Raw genomic sequence first — 13,318 nt, forward strand, 5'->3', positions numbered from 1 at the left:
GGTTAGCCGCCGCATTCGCACGCGAAGCGACAATTGCCCGCTACAGTGTGGACCACGATCATGGAAGTCTGACCACGCCGAGGTAGCGATGACTGCAAGTCCCTTGCTGAGTGTGTTTCTTCCCCTGGCCCTGGGCATCATCATGCTCGGCCTGGGCCTGTCGCTGACCCTGGCGGATTTCGCCCGTGTGGTGAAGTATCCCAAGCCGGTGTTGATCGGGCTGTTTTGCCAGTTGCTGCTACTGCCGCTGGTATGTTTCTTCATGGTTCAGGCGTTCGGTCTGGCGCCGGCGCTGGCCGTTGGCATGATGCTGCTGGCCGCCTCGCCCGGCGGCACCTCCGCCAACCTGTACAGCCACCTGGCCCATGGCGACGTGGCGTTGAACATTACCCTGACCGCGGTGAACTCGGTGGTCGCGGTGCTGACCATGCCCTTTATCGTCAACCTGTCGCTGGCCTACTTCATGGAAGGCGATCAGGCGATCCCGCTGCAGTTCGCCAAGGTGGTGCAGGTGTTCGCCATCGTGCTGGGGCCGGTGGCCATCGGCATGTTCCTGCGCAGCCGCTTTCCCGGTTTCGCCCTGCGCATGGAAAACCCGGTGAAGATCATTTCCGCCCTGTTCCTGTTGCTGATCATCGTACTGGCGCTGGTCAAGGATTGGCAGACGGTGCTCGATTACGCGCCGGTGGTGGGGGCTGCAGCGTTGGCCTTCAACCTGCTGAGCCTGGCGGTGGGCTACCTCGTGCCGCGCCTGCTCAAGCTGAGCCTGCGCCAGGCCATCGCCATCGGCATGGAGATCGGTATCCACAATGGCACCCTGGCCATTGCCCTGGCGTTGAGCCCGGTGTTGCTCAACAACAGCACCATGGCGATTCCCGCAGCGCTGTACAGCATCATCATGTTCTTCACCGCCGCGGCGTTTGGCTGGTGGGTGAACGCGGCCCATGGCAAGCAGTTGAGGGCCGAGACCCGTCATGGCTGATTCAAGCAGGAGCGGCCGTTCACTGATCCACTGTGGGAGCACGCCATGCGCGGAAAAAAATCGCGGGCATGGTTCGCTCCCACAGGCGGGGCGCCTTACGTCCACTCCCGCCCAATACCATAGGCTCAGGCAGCACGTTTCCCTGCATTGAGCAGCACCAGCGTCAGCAGCCCGGCGACGATGCCCCAGAACGCCGAACCTACCCCGAACAGGCTCATGCCCGAAGCGGTGACCAGAAAGGTGATCAGCGCCGCTTCGCGCTCTTTCGGCTCGCCCATGGCCTGGGTCAGGCCGCCGATGATCGAGGCGAACAGCGCCAGGGCGGCGACCGACAGGATCAGCGCCTTGGGCAGGGCGGCGAACAGGGCGGCGAGGGTGGCGCCAAACAAACCAGCGATGCCGTAGAAAATCCCGCACCAGACCGCTGCCGTGTAGCGCTTGCGCGGATCCTCGTGGGCCTCCGGGCCGGCGCAGATCGCCGCACTGATGGCGGCCATGTGGATACCATGGGAGCCGAAGGGCGCCATCAGAATCGACACCAGGCTGGTGGTGTTGAGCAGCGGCGAGGCCGGCACGTCGTAACCGTTGGCGCGCAGCACGGCCATGCCAGGCAGGTTCTGCGAGGCCATGGCGACAATGAACAGCGGGATGCCGATGCTGATCGCTGCGGCGATGGAAAAGCTCGGAGTGGTCCACACCGGGGCCGCCAGTTGCAGCTCGAACTGCGAAAAATTCAATAGCCCCAGCACGCCGGCCAGCACGCAGCCGACCACCAGCGCGCCCAGTACCGCATAACGCGGCTGCAGGCGTTTGCCCAGCAGATAGGTGAACAGCATGGCGATCACCAGCAGCGGCTGCTGCTCGGCAGCCACGCAGATTTCCAGGGCGATCTTGAACAGCACGCCGGCCAGCAGCGCTGCGGCGATGGAGCCGGGAATGCGGCGCATGATGCGGTCGAAGCTGCCGGTCAGGCCGCACACCAGAATCAGTGCCGAGCAGAGGATATAGGCGCCGATCGCCTCGCTGTAGGGCACGCCGGGCAGGCTGGTGATCAGCAGCGCCGCACCGGGCGTCGACCAGGCCACCATCACCGGGGCACGGTAGCGCAGCGACAGGCCGATGCAGGTCACTGCCATGCCGATCGACAGCGCCCAGATCCACGAGGAAATCTGTCCGGCGCTGAGCCCCGCAGCCTGGCCGGCCTGGAACATCAGCACCAGGGAGCTGGTATAACCGGTGAGCATGCCGATAAAGCCGGCGACCACGGCAGAGGCGGAGGTATCGGCCAGGGGGCGCAGACGCGGTTGGCTGCTCTCGCGCATTACAGCACTCCTTTGATGTCGGCGAGGATCGGGTACAGCGATGCCACCAACAGCAAAGCCATGCCGATATTGAAGAGGCGCAGCAGCGTAGCGTTACGCAGCCAGTTGCGCAGCAGGGTGCCGGCGACGGTCCAGAGTCCCACGCTTGGGCAGTTCACCAGCGCGAAGAGGCCGGCGATCAGCAGCACGTTGACCAGGAAGTTTTCCTGCGGGGTGTAGGTGGTGATGGCGCCGATGGCCATCACCCAAGCCTTGGGATTGATCCACTGGAACGCCGCGGCCTGCAGAAAGGTGAAGGGTTTGCCGCGCTCGCTACTGGCGCTGTCCGGTGCGCCCGAGCCGGCAATCTTCCAGGCCAGGTAGAGCAGGTAGGCAGCGCCCAGATAGCGCAGCAGGCTGTACAGCGCCGGGAACTGCGCGAACAGCTGCCCAAGCCCCAAGCCCACGCAGATCACCAGCACCATGAAGCCCAGGCTGATGCCCAGCATATGCGGCACGCTGCGGCGCAGGCCGAAGTTCACCCCGGAGGCGAGCAGCATCATGTTGTTGGGGCCTGGCGTGATCGAAGTGACGAAAGCGAAGGCGACGAAGGCGAGCAGCAGTTCCAGATTCATGGCGGTTTCTCAAGGTTGAGCCGCGAAGATAAGGGCTGCTATGCCACCCGTCGCCGTACAGCGATCACCATAAGTGGCGATACAGTTAAGCGCAGGTCAATGAGCGGGTCGACCTGTACCGCTCAATGCCTTGTTTACCGCCAGCCAGCCATCGACCGCGTGCTTGCCACTTGCATCGAAGGCGCGCTGCAACAGCTTGACCTGCTCGCAGCGCATCGCCCGTTCCAGTTTGGCGCCTTCTGCCGTGAGTCCGAGCAGGCGTTTGCGCTTGTCGGCCTCGGAGGTAACGCTCTGGGTCAGATGCATTTCCATCAACTGACGCAGCGGAATGCTTAGCGCCTGCTTGCTCACACCCAGATAGCCGAGCAGTTCGCTGACGCTCAGCCCCGGATGCCGCGCGATAAAGAACAGGATGCGCTGGTGCACCCGTGACAGGCCACGGCGCGCGAGCATTTCGTCGGCCTTGGCGGTGAACGCCTGGTAGCCGAAGAAGAAGGCTTCCATGGCGGCTTGCTGATCGGCTGAATTTTTAAGGTCAATCATGTTGACGTATATATCTCGGGCGTCGTACTTTCGGTCAAGCAGTTTGACCTAGGGTCTGTTGACGTTTCAACGCGAGCCGCGTTGCCGCGAGAAATCTCGCCAGGCGAGGCGGAGGACGCAGGGAATGGCGTTCCCTTTTCAAGTCCTCCAACGACGCATGGCGAGATTTCCCGCGCAACCTAGGCGGCCCCACCCGTAGGGCCGGGCCCGTTTTGCCGCGATGCTGGGTTTCTCGCCGGCTCATTTAGCCCGCTAAACTTCGCGGCTCGTGCCTTGCCTCGCGGCAAAACGGGCTCCGGCGCGGCCGTGCGTGAAACGTCAACAGACCCTCGTTTCATGACTTATCACCTGGTGACCCCATGGCCTTCTCCGAACGCATCACCCGCCTGAAAAGCTCCCTGATCCGCGAAATTCTCGCTGCTGCCCAGCGTCCGGAAGTGATGTCGTTCGCCGGTGGTCTGCCGGCCGAGGAGATGCTGCCGGTGCTCGACTGGTCGCAGATGCCCACCAACATGGGCCAGTACGGCATGAGCGAGGGTGAGCCGGCGCTGCGCAAGGCCATCGCCGCCGAGGCCCGCCTGCTGGGCGTGCCCTGCGAGGCCAGCCAGGTGCTGATCGTCAGTGGCTCGCAGCAAACCCTGGACCTGGTCAGCAAGCTGTTCATCGATCCGGGCACCAAGGTGCTGCTCGAGGCGCCGACCTACCTGGCAGCGCTGCAGGCGTTCCAGCTGTTCGGTGCCGACTGCGTGGCCGTGCCCCAAGAGGCAGACGGCCCGCAGTTGCAGGCGCTCGAAGCGCAGCTGGAGCGCCAGCGCCCGGCCTTCGCCTACCTGATACCGACGTTCCAGAACCCCAGTGCGGTGCGCTACAGCGAAGCCAAGCGTGACGCCGTGGCCGCCTTGCTGGACCGTTACCAGGTCACGCTGATCGAGGATGAGCCCTACCGCGAGCTGGTGTTCGATGCTGGCAGCGCCACGCCCATCGTCAGCCGCCTGCGTCAGGCCAGCTGGATCTATACCGGCACCGTTTCCAAGACGCTGCTGCCCGGATTGCGCGTCGGTTACCTGATCGCCTCGGCGGATCTGTTTCCCCATCTCTTGCGCCTCAAGCAGTCGGCAGACTTGCATACCAACCGGGTCGGCCAGTGGCAGGCGCTGCAATGGCTGGGCACCGAGCGATACCGGGCCCACCTGGCCGGGTTGCGAGATTTTTATCGCCTGCGGCGTGATGCGATGCAGGCGGCGCTCGTCGAACATTTCAGCGAGCTGGCAGACTGGCAGGTTCCCCAGGGTGGCCTGTTCTTCTGGTTGAAGCTCAAGCAGCCCCAGGACACGCGCCTGCTGCTTGATGCGGCGCTGGCGCAGAACGTGGCGTTCATGCCGGGCGAGCCTTTCTTCATCGACCCGGATCGCGAGCCCGGTTACCTGCGGCTGAACTTCAGCCACGTGGCGCCGGAGCGCCTGGGGGAAGGGCTGCGACGGCTGGCCGGTGTGGTGCGTCAGGGACTGGCCGCGGACGCGGCGTGATTATCGGCAAAGGGGGAGTGAACATGTACAAGGTGTATGGCGATTACCGTTCGGGCAACTGCTACAAGGTCAAGCTGATGCTCAGCCTGTTGGACAAGCCGTTCGAGTGGGTGCCTATCGATATTCTCAATGGCGATACCCAGCGGCCCGAGTTCCTGGCCAAGAACCCCAACGGCAAGATTCCGGTGCTCGAACTTGAAGATGGCACCTGCCTGTGGGAGTCCAATGCCATCCTCAACTTCCTGGCCGATGGCAGTGAGTTTCTCGAGACCGAACCACGCCTGCGCACCCAGGTGCTGCAGTGGCAGTTCTTCGAGCAATACAGCCATGAGCCCTACGTGGCGGTGGCGCGCTTCATCCAGCTGTACCAGGGCATGCCGGCCGATCGCCAGGAGGAATACAAGATCTGCCAGGTGCGTGGCAACAAGGCGCTGCGGGTGATGGAACGGCAGTTGCAGCAGACGCCGTATCTGGTCGGCGACCGTTACACCATCGCCGATATCGCCCTGTACGCCTACACCCATGTCGCCCATGAAGGTGGCTTCGACCTGAGCGGCTATCCAGCGATCAACGCCTGGCTGGCGAGGGTCGCCAGCCATCCGAAGCATGTGACCATGCCGGGGTAATAGGCCGTACGTAGTAACTCGTAGGGTGGGTCGGGCCGCGTGGGTGCGGTCCATCATCTCTTTGATGGGTTGCACCCATCCTACGGGCTAGTCCATGCTCGCGAAGCTGTCGCGCACATGGCGCGCTCCCACGACGGGGCCATAGCACAGGCCGGGCTTCGCTCCTCCCATCGGCTACTTGCGCAGCAATCGCAGCCCGTTGAACACCACCAGCAGGCTGACGCCGACATCGGCGAACACCGCCATCCACATGGTGGCGTGGCCGGTGACGGTCATGGCCAGGAAGATTGCCTTGATGCCCAGCGCCAGCAGGATGTTCTGCTTGAGGATCGCCGCCGTCTGCTGAGACAGGCGAATGAACGCCGGGATCTTGCGCAGGTCGTCGTCCATGATCGCCACGTCGGCGGTTTCGATGGCCGTGTCGGTGCCGATCGCCGCCATCGCGAAGCCGACATCGGCACGCGCCAGGGCAGGGGCGTCGTTGATGCCGTCGCCGACCATGGCCACCATGCCTTTCTGCTCGAGCAGTTTCTCCACGGTCGCCAGCTTGTCGTTGGGCAGCAGGTCGCCGCGGGCTTCGTCGATGCCGACCTGGGCGGCAATGGCCTGGGCGGTATGCTGGTTGTCGCCGGTCAGCATGACGGTCTTGACGCCCATGGCATGCAGGCTGGCGATCGCCTCGCGGCTGCTGTCCTTGAGCGTGTCGGCGACGGCGAACAGGGCCAGGGCGCGAGCTTCGTCGCTGAGCACGATCACCGTCTTGCCCTGACGCTCGAGTTCGTCGAGTCGGTTTTCGATCTCGGCCGTGCACAGACCGAGCTCCTCGAGCAGCCGATGGTTGCCCAGCTGGTAGCGCTGGCCAGCGATCGCGCCGCACACACCACGGCCGGCCAGCGCCTCGAACCCCTGTACATCGAGCAACCCGACGCCTTGTTGCTGCGCTGCACTGGCCACCGCCAGGGAAACCGGGTGATCGGAGCGGGCCGCCAGGCTGGCCGCCAACTGGCGATAGCCCTCGGCATCAGCGGCGAGGGCCAGGTAATCGGTCTGTACCGGCTTGCCGTGGGTGAGAGTGCCGGTCTTGTCCAGCGCCAGGTGGGTGATGTGGCGGCCGTTTTCCAGGTACACGCCACCCTTGACCAGAATGCCCTTGCGCGCCGCCGCAGCGAGGCCGCTGACGATGCTTACCGGCGTGGAGATCACCAGGGCACAGGGGCAGGCGACCACCAGCAACACCAGGGCGCGGTACACCCACTCGAACCAGTCGCCGCCCAGCAACAGCGGCGGCACTACCGCCACGGCCAGCGAAAGCAGGAATACCAGCGGGGTATAGATACGCGCGAAACGGTCGACGAAGCGCTGAGTCGGCGCCCGTGCGCCTTGCGCCTCTTCCACGGCCTTGATGATGCGCGACAGCGCGCTGTTACTGGCGGCGGCGCTGACCTGGTACTCCAGCGCACCACCCTGGTTGATGGTGCCGGCGAACAGGGTATCGCCCAGGGTCTTCTCGACTGGCAGGCTTTCGCCGGTGATCGGTGACTGATCCACCGTCGAATTGCCCTCGGTAACCTGGCCATCCAGGCCGATACGCTCGCCCGGGCGCACCCGTACCACGCTGCCGATGCTCACCTGGCCGACCTCCAGAGCCTGCCAGCTACCATCGGCCTGGCGTACCGTGGCTTGCTCCGGTGTCAGCGTCAGCAGGCCGCGGATGGCATTGCGCGCGCGATCCAGGGATTTCGCCTCGATCCGCTCGGCAATGGCGAACAGCACCATGACCATGGCCGCCTCGGGCCACTGGCCGATCAGCACGGCGCCGGTCACCGCGATACTCATCAGTGCGTTGATGTTCAGGTTGAGGTTCTTGAGGGCGATCCAGCCTTTCTTGTAGACATCGAGGCCGGCGGTGTGGATGGCGCCCAGGGCGATCAGCGCGACCACCCACTCCGGCGCGCTGTCGGTGAAGTGCACCAGTTCGGCCGCGAACGCTGCCACGCCTGCGCCGATCAGGCGCCACGGCAGGCCTTCAGCCACGGGCTCGGCGGGCACGCGCTGGCCGTCACCGCTTTCGAGTTGCGGGGTAAAGCCCAGTTCACGGATAGCCTGCAAGGCCGGCTCCAGCGCCTCCGGGCGGTGACGGAGGGTCAACACCCGTTGCATCAGGTTGAACTGCAGCGCCTCGATACCGGGCTCGCGGGCCAGCTTGTCGTTGATCAGGCGCTCTTCGGTGGGGCAATCCATCTGCTCGATGCGCACCCGGGTTTCGGCTGCCAGGGGCTGGGCCTGCATGCCCAGGCTGGCGATGGCGGCGATCACCCGGGGGGCAGCCCCCGCCTGGTGTTCGACGAGCAGGGTGCGATTGAGCAGGTTGAACTGCATGGCGTGCACCTCCGCCAGGTGCTGCAACTTGCCGCGTATCAGGCCTTCCTCGGTCGGGCAGCACATCTGCTCTATGCGCAGGCTGCTGCTTTCCATGGCGGGGCTGGCCGCGCGGCTGTCGCTCGGCTCGCCAATCTGCGTGATCAGCGGGCTAGGCGCAGCGCAGCAGGACGAGGCCGCTTCAGAAGCGCAGCATGCGTCCTGGGGCTGGCGAGGCTTGGGGGTGTGATCGTGATCGCAGCAGTTGGCCATGATGCTTCTCCAAATATCCTGTTGCAGAGTGAACACCCTGTAGCCACTATAGGGTCAAGCACTGGAGGAAAGGATCATGAAAATTGGTGAGTTGGCGACGATTACCGGTTGCCAGGTGGAGACCATCCGCTATTACGAGCGTGAAGGATTGCTGCCCGCGCCGCAGCGTAGCGAAGGCAACTACCGCCTTTACCTGCCGGAGCATGTCGAGCGGCTGACCTTCATCCGCAACTGCCGCACCCTGGACATGACGCTCGACGAGATTCGCGAGCTGCTCAGCCTGCGCGGCCGGCCGGCGGAAAACTGCGAAGCCATCAATACCCTGATCGACGAGCATATCGAGCACGTCAATGCGCGTATCGCCAGCCTGCAGTCCTTGCAGGGGCAATTGGTCGAACTGCGCAACAGCTGCCTGGCGGATCAGCAGTCGTCGCCCTGCGAGATCATTCGCCAGCTCAGTACCAGTGACACGCTGCATGTCGACAAGGATGTGTCCCATGTCGGACGCAGCCATCAGCACTAGGGCGCTTCTACACAACGCAGCGTTCTTGCCGGGCTGATTGCCGCGGCCAGATTTACAGCTGCGCTACCGGCGATTCACACCGCGAAGCGCTGATCCAGATAGGCGGCAATGGCCTTGGATTCGTACAGCCAGGTGCTCTGGCCATTTTCTTCGATACGCAGGCAGGGCACCTGGATCTTGCCGCCCAGGCTCTCCAGTTCCCTGCGTGAACTGAGGTCGTTCTTGGCGTCACGCAGGGTGACGGGCACGTTCAGGGTATGCAGCTTGCGGCGAATCTTCACGCAGAACGGGCAGGCCTTGAACTGGTATAGCGCCAGATTGCCCGCAGCCTGGTCGACGACAGCCTGGGCTTCAGGTGTGCGCTTCATCTTGGAAGGGCGGGTGGCGAGGTCGCCGAGGACGATCAGTTGGCCGAGGCCCAGACGCAGTGCCTTGATAATCATGGTGAGTACCTGCAAGTGTGAACGGCGCGCAGCTTACCCGAGTCGAGCGGCCGGCCCAACCGCCTGGCTGTTGCGGCATAATGAGCCGCCCATGCCCACCCGACGGCCGATGTGATGAAACCCGAAGACCTGAAATTGTTGGTGAGCCGAGAAATGCCCTTTGGCAAATACAAGGGCCGGCTTATCGCTGACCTGCCCGGGCATTACCTGAACTGGTTCGCCCGGGAAGGTTTTCCGAAAGGTGAGATTGGCCAGTTGCTGGCGCTGATGCAGGAGATCGATCACAACGGCTTGTCGTCGTTGCTCGATCCCTTGCGCAGCAGGCCAAGGCAGCCGTTTCGCGAGTGATCAGTGCTCGCTTAGTTGCTGTTCCAGATGCTCGATGATGCTGTCGGGCTTGAGCACCAGAATGTCACTTTCCAGGGTGTCGAGAATCACCTCGGCGGTGTTGCCGATCAGCGCACCACTGAAACCTGTACGCGCCACGGTACCGATCACCGTGACGGCCGCGCGCAACTGGTGGGCGAAGTGCGGAATCAGTACATCGGCCGGGCCCTCGGCGATATGCAGGTGCCCGTCGTCGATGTCGTAGGTCTCCTGAAATGCCCGGCACTGCTGCCGGTAGCTGTCCTCGATGCTGTCACGCAGTTGGAAGGTCGGGTCAGCCGATGCCAGCACGGGCGATGGATGGGCGCTGAGCACGTGCAGTTCGGCTTGCGCCAGGTTGGCGATGTCAAAGCCGTGATCGACGATGCGGGCGTGCAGGGCGCGATGCTCACTGTCGACATTGCCCACGTCGACGGCGGCCAATACCGTGCCGCCGCTCCAGGGCGTCTGGGTTTTCACCAATAGCACCGGGCAGGGGCAGTAGCGCAGCAGCTTCCAGTCGTCAGGGGTGAGCAGGGCTTTTTTCAGTGGGTTGTCAGGCATGTGCTGCTTGATCACCAGACCGCAGCCCTCGGCCTGCTGCACCATGCTGACCGTTTCATGCAGGCTGCCATGCCACGCCTGTTCGCTGCTGACGCTGTAGCCATCCTGCTGCAGGGCGTTGCTGAGCAGGCGCAGGTGGCCGCCGTGTTCGCCCGATTCAGCGCAGATCAGCAGGTGCAGATGAGACTGGGTCACACCAGCGATCAGCTTGGCGCGTTTCAGGGCCAGGGCCTCCAGATGATCCGGCTGGATGACCACGAGAATGCTGCGGATGGCTTGCATGGTGGGTTCCTCTGCAGGTGGCTTGCCTACTCACTATAGATGGCCTGTTGCGCCCGTGACCTCGGCCCGGTCACGCAAGCCGCCTTGGCAGGCCACCGCTTGACCTTGCCGTCGTGGCAAGGTGTAGGTTCTGACCTCCCATCAATGGTCGAGGATAGTCATGAAAGCCCACACCTTAGGTTTACTGCTGTTGGCCGGCACCTCGCTGCTGAGCGCCGGCATGGCCGCTGCCCAGGATACAGCCGCAGGTCATTCAGGCGGGCATGCCGCACATTCGGTGGCGAGCCAGCCGGCAAACGCCAGTGCCTCGACGAGCGCCTACCGCGCGATCAACGAGCGGATGCACAAGGCCATGGCCGTCACGCTGACGGGCAGTGCCGACGTGGACTTCATGCGCGGCATGATCCCCCATCATCAGGGCGCCATCGAGATGGCCAAGGTCGCGCAGCAGTACGGCAGCGACGCAAAGGTGCGTGCCTTGGCCGGCGAGGTCATCGCCGCGCAGGATCAGGAGATCGACCTGATGAACAAGTGGCTGGCCGCCAACGCCGCGCGCTATGAGGCGGCTGTCGACGCCGCCAGGGGCGCAGAGGTCAAGGCCGCCTTCGAGGCGGTCAACCATCGTATGCACGCTGCCATGGCCGTTGATTTCAGCGGTAATGCCGATCGGGACTTCATGCGCGGGATGATTCCTCACCACCAGGGTGCCATCGACATGGCCAAGGTCGCCTTGGCGTATGGCTCCGACGCCGAAGTGCTGAAGCTTGCCAAGCAGGTCATCGCCGCCCAGGAGCAGGAAATCGCTCAGATGAATGCCTGGCTGGAAAACAACTGAATCACTCGACCCTCCGCGCCGTGCGGGCCGATAGGCAGGACGCGCCGCTCTGGCGGCCTTATAATGGCCGGCTTATCAACTAGCCAGCCGCCAGAGCCCATACCCGTGTTGTTTCCAGCCACCGCTCCCGAGCAGCCATTGCCCAACCGCCGCAGCGCCACCCCCAGCCTGCCGGAAATCCACGAGTTTCTTGGTTGCCGCACGCCCCAGGCCTGGGTAGAGGCGGCGCTGGCCAATCAGGACATCATGCTGATCGACCACAAGAACTGCGAATTCAAGGCGGCCAGCACGGCGCTGAGCCTGATCGCCAAGTACAGCTGCCACGCCGATCTGATCACCATGATGTCGCGCCTGGCCCGTGAGGAACTGGTCCATCACGAGCAGGTGCTGCGCATCATGAAGCGCCGCAAGATCGGCCTGCGCCCGGTGTCGGCGGCGCGTTATGCCTCGGGGCTGCGCAAGGTGACGCGCAACCACGAACCCTACAAGCTGGTCGACACCCTGGTGGTCGGCGCCTTTATCGAGGCGCGCAGTTGCGAGCGCTTCGAGGCAGTGGTTCCGCACCTGGACGACGAGCTGGGCAAGTTCTACTCTGGGCTGCTGAAAAGCGAGGCGCGGCACTTTCAGGGCTACCTGAAGCTTGCCTACCAGTACGGCGATGCGGCAGATGTCGATCAGGTGATCGAGCGGGTGAGGGCGGTCGAGCGCGAGCTGATCGAATCGCCCGATACCGAGTTTCGCTTTCACAGCGGCGTTCCGCAGGCTTAAACGGGGCAATTCCCGGGTATCACTGCGCTCAACGCCGGGGCTACCTGGCGTTTCAATCCAGGGCGAAGGCGCTCTGGTTGAAGCCGTTTTCATCGACCTGCAGAGCCCAGCCCTGCTTGTCCCAGTCGCCCAGCACGATGCGCCTGACCATCTTACCGTCGACCAGCAGCTCATGGACGGCAGGACGGTGGGTATGGCCGTGGATCAGCGTCTTCACGCCATGGCGTGCCATCACGCGCTGCACTTCATCGGGCGTGACGTCGACGATATCGCTGGCCTTCATGCGCGTCTTTGAACGGCTTTCCGAGCGCAGCTTGCGGGCCAGCTTGTGGCGGGTGCTCAGCGGCAGATTGCGCAGGATGAACAGGCTCAGCGGGTTGCGCAGCAGGCGGCGCATCTTCTGGTAGCCGATATCCAGGGTGCACAGGCTGTCGCCATGCATCAGCAGAGTCTTCTCGCCGTTCAGCGGCAGTACATGGGGATCGCCGAGCAGGGTGCAGCCCGCCTCGCGGCAGAACGCCTTGCCGAGCAGGAAGTCGCGGTTGCCGTGCATCAGGTAGATGCGCGTACCGCTGTCGGCCAGGCGCCGCAGCGCCTGGGCGATGCCCTGCTGAAAGGGCGTCATGGCATCGTCGCCAATCCATACTTCGAAGAAATCACCGAGGATGTACAGCGCCTCGGCGTGGCGCGCCCGGGTGTCGAGAAAATGCAAGAACGCCCGGGTGATGTCCGGGCGCTCCTCTTCAAGATGCAGGTCGGAGATCAGCAGGATCACTCGACGATCTCGGCCTTCTCTATGATCACGTCTTCGGCGGGTACGTCCTGGTGGCCGGACTTCATGGTGGTGGAGACGCCCTTGATGGCTTCTACCACATCCAGGCCTTCGATCACTTCACCGAACACCGCGTAGCCCCAGCCCTGCACGGTCTGCGCGCTGTGGTCGAGGAAGGTGTTGTCGGCGACGTTGATGAAGAACTGCGCGGAAGCGGAGTGCGGCTCCATGGTGCGGGCCATGGCCACGGTGCCAGTCTTGTTGGAAAGACCATTGTTGGCTTCGTTCTTGATCGGCGCGCGGGTCGGCTTCTGCTTCATGCCCGGCTCGAAACCGCCGCCCTGGATCATGAAGTTGCCGATCACGCGGTGGAACACGGTGCCGTCGTAATGGCCGCTCTTCACGTATTCCTTGAAGTTGGCGACGGTTTCCGGCGCCTTGTCGTCGAACAGCTTGAGGGTGATGACGCCGTGATTGGTGTGCAGCTTGATCATGTGCTTAATCGCTCTGTCGAGAAAATC

15 protein-coding genes are annotated in these 13,318 nt (G+C 63.7%); 7 read left to right on the forward strand and 8 right to left on the reverse strand.

The genetic code is table 11. The features are described from left to right. The first annotated feature begins 88 nt into the window (after positions 1–88). Positions 89–982: a bile acid:sodium symporter family protein gene (locus tag BM154_RS18295; protein WP_074887462.1), complete on the forward strand. Its 894-nt coding sequence runs from the start codon at positions 89–91 to the stop codon at positions 980–982. Positions 983–1,107: 125 nt separating this feature from the next. Here the strand turns inward: BM154_RS18295 and BM154_RS18300 are convergent, their stop codons facing one another. The 3 genes from BM154_RS18300 to BM154_RS18310 all read right to left on the reverse strand — a co-directional run bounded on the left by BM154_RS18300 (position 1,108) and on the right by BM154_RS18310 (position 3,461). Then, positions 1,108–2,304, reverse strand: coding sequence for a benzoate/H(+) symporter BenE family transporter (locus BM154_RS18300; RefSeq protein WP_074887465.1), 1,197 nt, complete (start codon positions 2,302–2,304; stop codon positions 1,108–1,110). Continuing rightward, positions 2,304–2,918, reverse strand: a complete 615-nt coding sequence (locus BM154_RS18305) for a LysE family translocator (protein ID WP_074887468.1) — start codon at positions 2,916–2,918, stop codon at positions 2,304–2,306. Before BM154_RS18305 ends, BM154_RS18300 begins: the two co-directional genes overlap by 1 nt. A gap of 96 nt (positions 2,919–3,014) precedes the next feature. Continuing rightward, on the reverse strand, positions 3,015–3,461 hold the full coding sequence (locus tag BM154_RS18310; protein ID WP_074887469.1) for a MarR family winged helix-turn-helix transcriptional regulator: 447 nt from the start codon (positions 3,459–3,461) through the stop codon (positions 3,015–3,017). Positions 3,462–3,820: 359 nt separating this feature from the next. On the opposite strand from BM154_RS18310, the gene BM154_RS18315 reads away from it, so the two are divergent. Together BM154_RS18315 and BM154_RS18320 are read left to right on the forward strand one after the other, a co-directional pair. After that, positions 3,821–4,987: an aminotransferase-like domain-containing protein gene (locus BM154_RS18315; protein WP_074887472.1), complete on the forward strand. Its 1,167-nt coding sequence runs from the start codon at positions 3,821–3,823 to the stop codon at positions 4,985–4,987. Between the two features lie 23 nt (positions 4,988–5,010). After that, positions 5,011–5,613, forward strand: a complete 603-nt coding sequence (locus tag BM154_RS18320) for a glutathione S-transferase family protein (protein WP_074887475.1) — start codon at positions 5,011–5,013, stop codon at positions 5,611–5,613. Between the two features lie 174 nt (positions 5,614–5,787). Here BM154_RS18320 and BM154_RS18325 read toward each other — a convergent pair whose 3' ends face one another. Then, complete coding sequence (locus BM154_RS18325; RefSeq protein ID WP_425272841.1) at positions 5,788–7,902, reverse strand: heavy metal translocating P-type ATPase; 2,115 nt, start codon at positions 7,900–7,902, stop codon at positions 5,788–5,790. 418 nt (positions 7,903–8,320) lie between these two features. Between BM154_RS18325 and cadR the strand changes: the two genes are divergently transcribed. Next, positions 8,321–8,767 (forward strand): Cd(II)/Pb(II)-responsive transcriptional regulator, encoded by a 447-nt coding sequence (cadR, locus tag BM154_RS18330; RefSeq protein WP_074887478.1) that lies wholly within the window; start codon positions 8,321–8,323, stop codon positions 8,765–8,767. Between the two features lie 74 nt (positions 8,768–8,841). Here cadR and BM154_RS18335 read toward each other — a convergent pair whose 3' ends face one another. Continuing rightward, positions 8,842–9,210, reverse strand: coding sequence for a glutaredoxin family protein (locus tag BM154_RS18335; RefSeq protein WP_074887481.1), 369 nt, complete (start codon positions 9,208–9,210; stop codon positions 8,842–8,844). Positions 9,211–9,324: 114 nt separating this feature from the next. Here BM154_RS18335 and BM154_RS18340 point away from each other — a divergent pair, with 114 nt between their 5' ends. Further along, entirely contained in the window at positions 9,325–9,558 is a 234-nt protein-coding gene (locus BM154_RS18340) for a DUF3820 family protein (protein ID WP_074887485.1), read from the forward strand. Here BM154_RS18340 and BM154_RS18345 read toward each other — a convergent pair whose 3' ends face one another. Beyond that, positions 9,559–10,422 carry a universal stress protein gene (locus tag BM154_RS18345; protein WP_074887488.1) on the reverse strand — a complete coding sequence of 288 codons (864 nt, stop codon included), beginning with the start codon at positions 10,420–10,422 and terminating at the stop codon, positions 9,559–9,561. Between the two features lie 160 nt (positions 10,423–10,582). Between BM154_RS18345 and copM the strand changes: the two genes are divergently transcribed. Then, positions 10,583–11,257 carry a CopM family metallochaperone gene (gene copM, locus BM154_RS18350; RefSeq protein ID WP_074887492.1) on the forward strand — a complete coding sequence of 225 codons (675 nt, stop codon included), beginning with the start codon at positions 10,583–10,585 and terminating at the stop codon, positions 11,255–11,257. Between the two features lie 168 nt (positions 11,258–11,425). Further along, positions 11,426–12,025: a MiaE family protein gene (locus BM154_RS18355; RefSeq protein WP_244157233.1), complete on the forward strand. Its 600-nt coding sequence runs from the start codon at positions 11,426–11,428 to the stop codon at positions 12,023–12,025. 52 nt (positions 12,026–12,077) lie between these two features. Here BM154_RS18355 and lpxH read toward each other — a convergent pair whose 3' ends face one another. Next, positions 12,078–12,800: a UDP-2,3-diacylglucosamine diphosphatase gene (gene lpxH / locus BM154_RS18360; RefSeq protein WP_074887497.1), complete on the reverse strand. Its 723-nt coding sequence runs from the start codon at positions 12,798–12,800 to the stop codon at positions 12,078–12,080. Continuing rightward, entirely contained in the window at positions 12,797–13,291 is a 495-nt protein-coding gene (locus tag BM154_RS18365) for a peptidylprolyl isomerase (protein WP_074887500.1), read from the reverse strand. The genes lpxH and BM154_RS18365 overlap by 4 nt, the downstream gene beginning before the upstream one ends. Positions 13,292–13,318: the final 27 nt, after the last annotated feature.

Source organism: Phytopseudomonas argentinensis, from assembly GCF_900113905.1.
GTDB lineage: Bacteria > Pseudomonadota > Gammaproteobacteria > Pseudomonadales > Pseudomonadaceae > Aquipseudomonas > Aquipseudomonas argentinensis.

Bases quoted from the DNA above. Each gene is read 5' to 3' on its own strand.
- BM154_RS18295 (WP_074887462.1), top strand. From the start codon at position 89: ATGACTGCAAGTCCCTTGCTGAGTGTGTTTCTTCCCCTGGCCCTGGGC.
- BM154_RS18300 (WP_074887465.1), bottom strand. From the start codon at position 2,304: ATGCGCGAGAGCAGCCAACCGCGTCTGCGCCCCCTGGCCGATACCTCC.
- BM154_RS18305 (WP_074887468.1), bottom strand. From the start codon at position 2,918: ATGAATCTGGAACTGCTGCTCGCCTTCGTCGCCTTCGCTTTCGTCACT.
- BM154_RS18310 (WP_074887469.1), bottom strand. From the start codon at position 3,461: ATGATTGACCTTAAAAATTCAGCCGATCAGCAAGCCGCCATGGAAGCC.
- BM154_RS18315 (WP_074887472.1), top strand. From the start codon at position 3,821: ATGGCCTTCTCCGAACGCATCACCCGCCTGAAAAGCTCCCTGATCCGC.
- BM154_RS18320 (WP_074887475.1), top strand. From the start codon at position 5,011: ATGTACAAGGTGTATGGCGATTACCGTTCGGGCAACTGCTACAAGGTC.
- BM154_RS18325 (WP_425272841.1), bottom strand. From the start codon at position 7,902: ATGCAGGCCCAGCCCCTGGCAGCCGAAACCCGGGTGCGCATCGAGCAG.
- cadR (WP_074887478.1), top strand. From the start codon at position 8,321: ATGAAAATTGGTGAGTTGGCGACGATTACCGGTTGCCAGGTGGAGACC.
- BM154_RS18335 (WP_074887481.1), bottom strand. From the start codon at position 9,210: ATGATTATCAAGGCACTGCGTCTGGGCCTCGGCCAACTGATCGTCCTC.
- BM154_RS18340 (WP_074887485.1), top strand. From the start codon at position 9,325: ATGAAACCCGAAGACCTGAAATTGTTGGTGAGCCGAGAAATGCCCTTT.
- BM154_RS18345 (WP_074887488.1), bottom strand. From the start codon at position 10,422: ATGCAAGCCATCCGCAGCATTCTCGTGGTCATCCAGCCGGATCATCTG.
- copM (WP_074887492.1), top strand. From the start codon at position 10,583: ATGAAAGCCCACACCTTAGGTTTACTGCTGTTGGCCGGCACCTCGCTG.
- BM154_RS18365 (WP_074887500.1), bottom strand. From the start codon at position 13,291: ATGATCAAGCTGCACACCAATCACGGCGTCATCACCCTCAAGCTGTTC.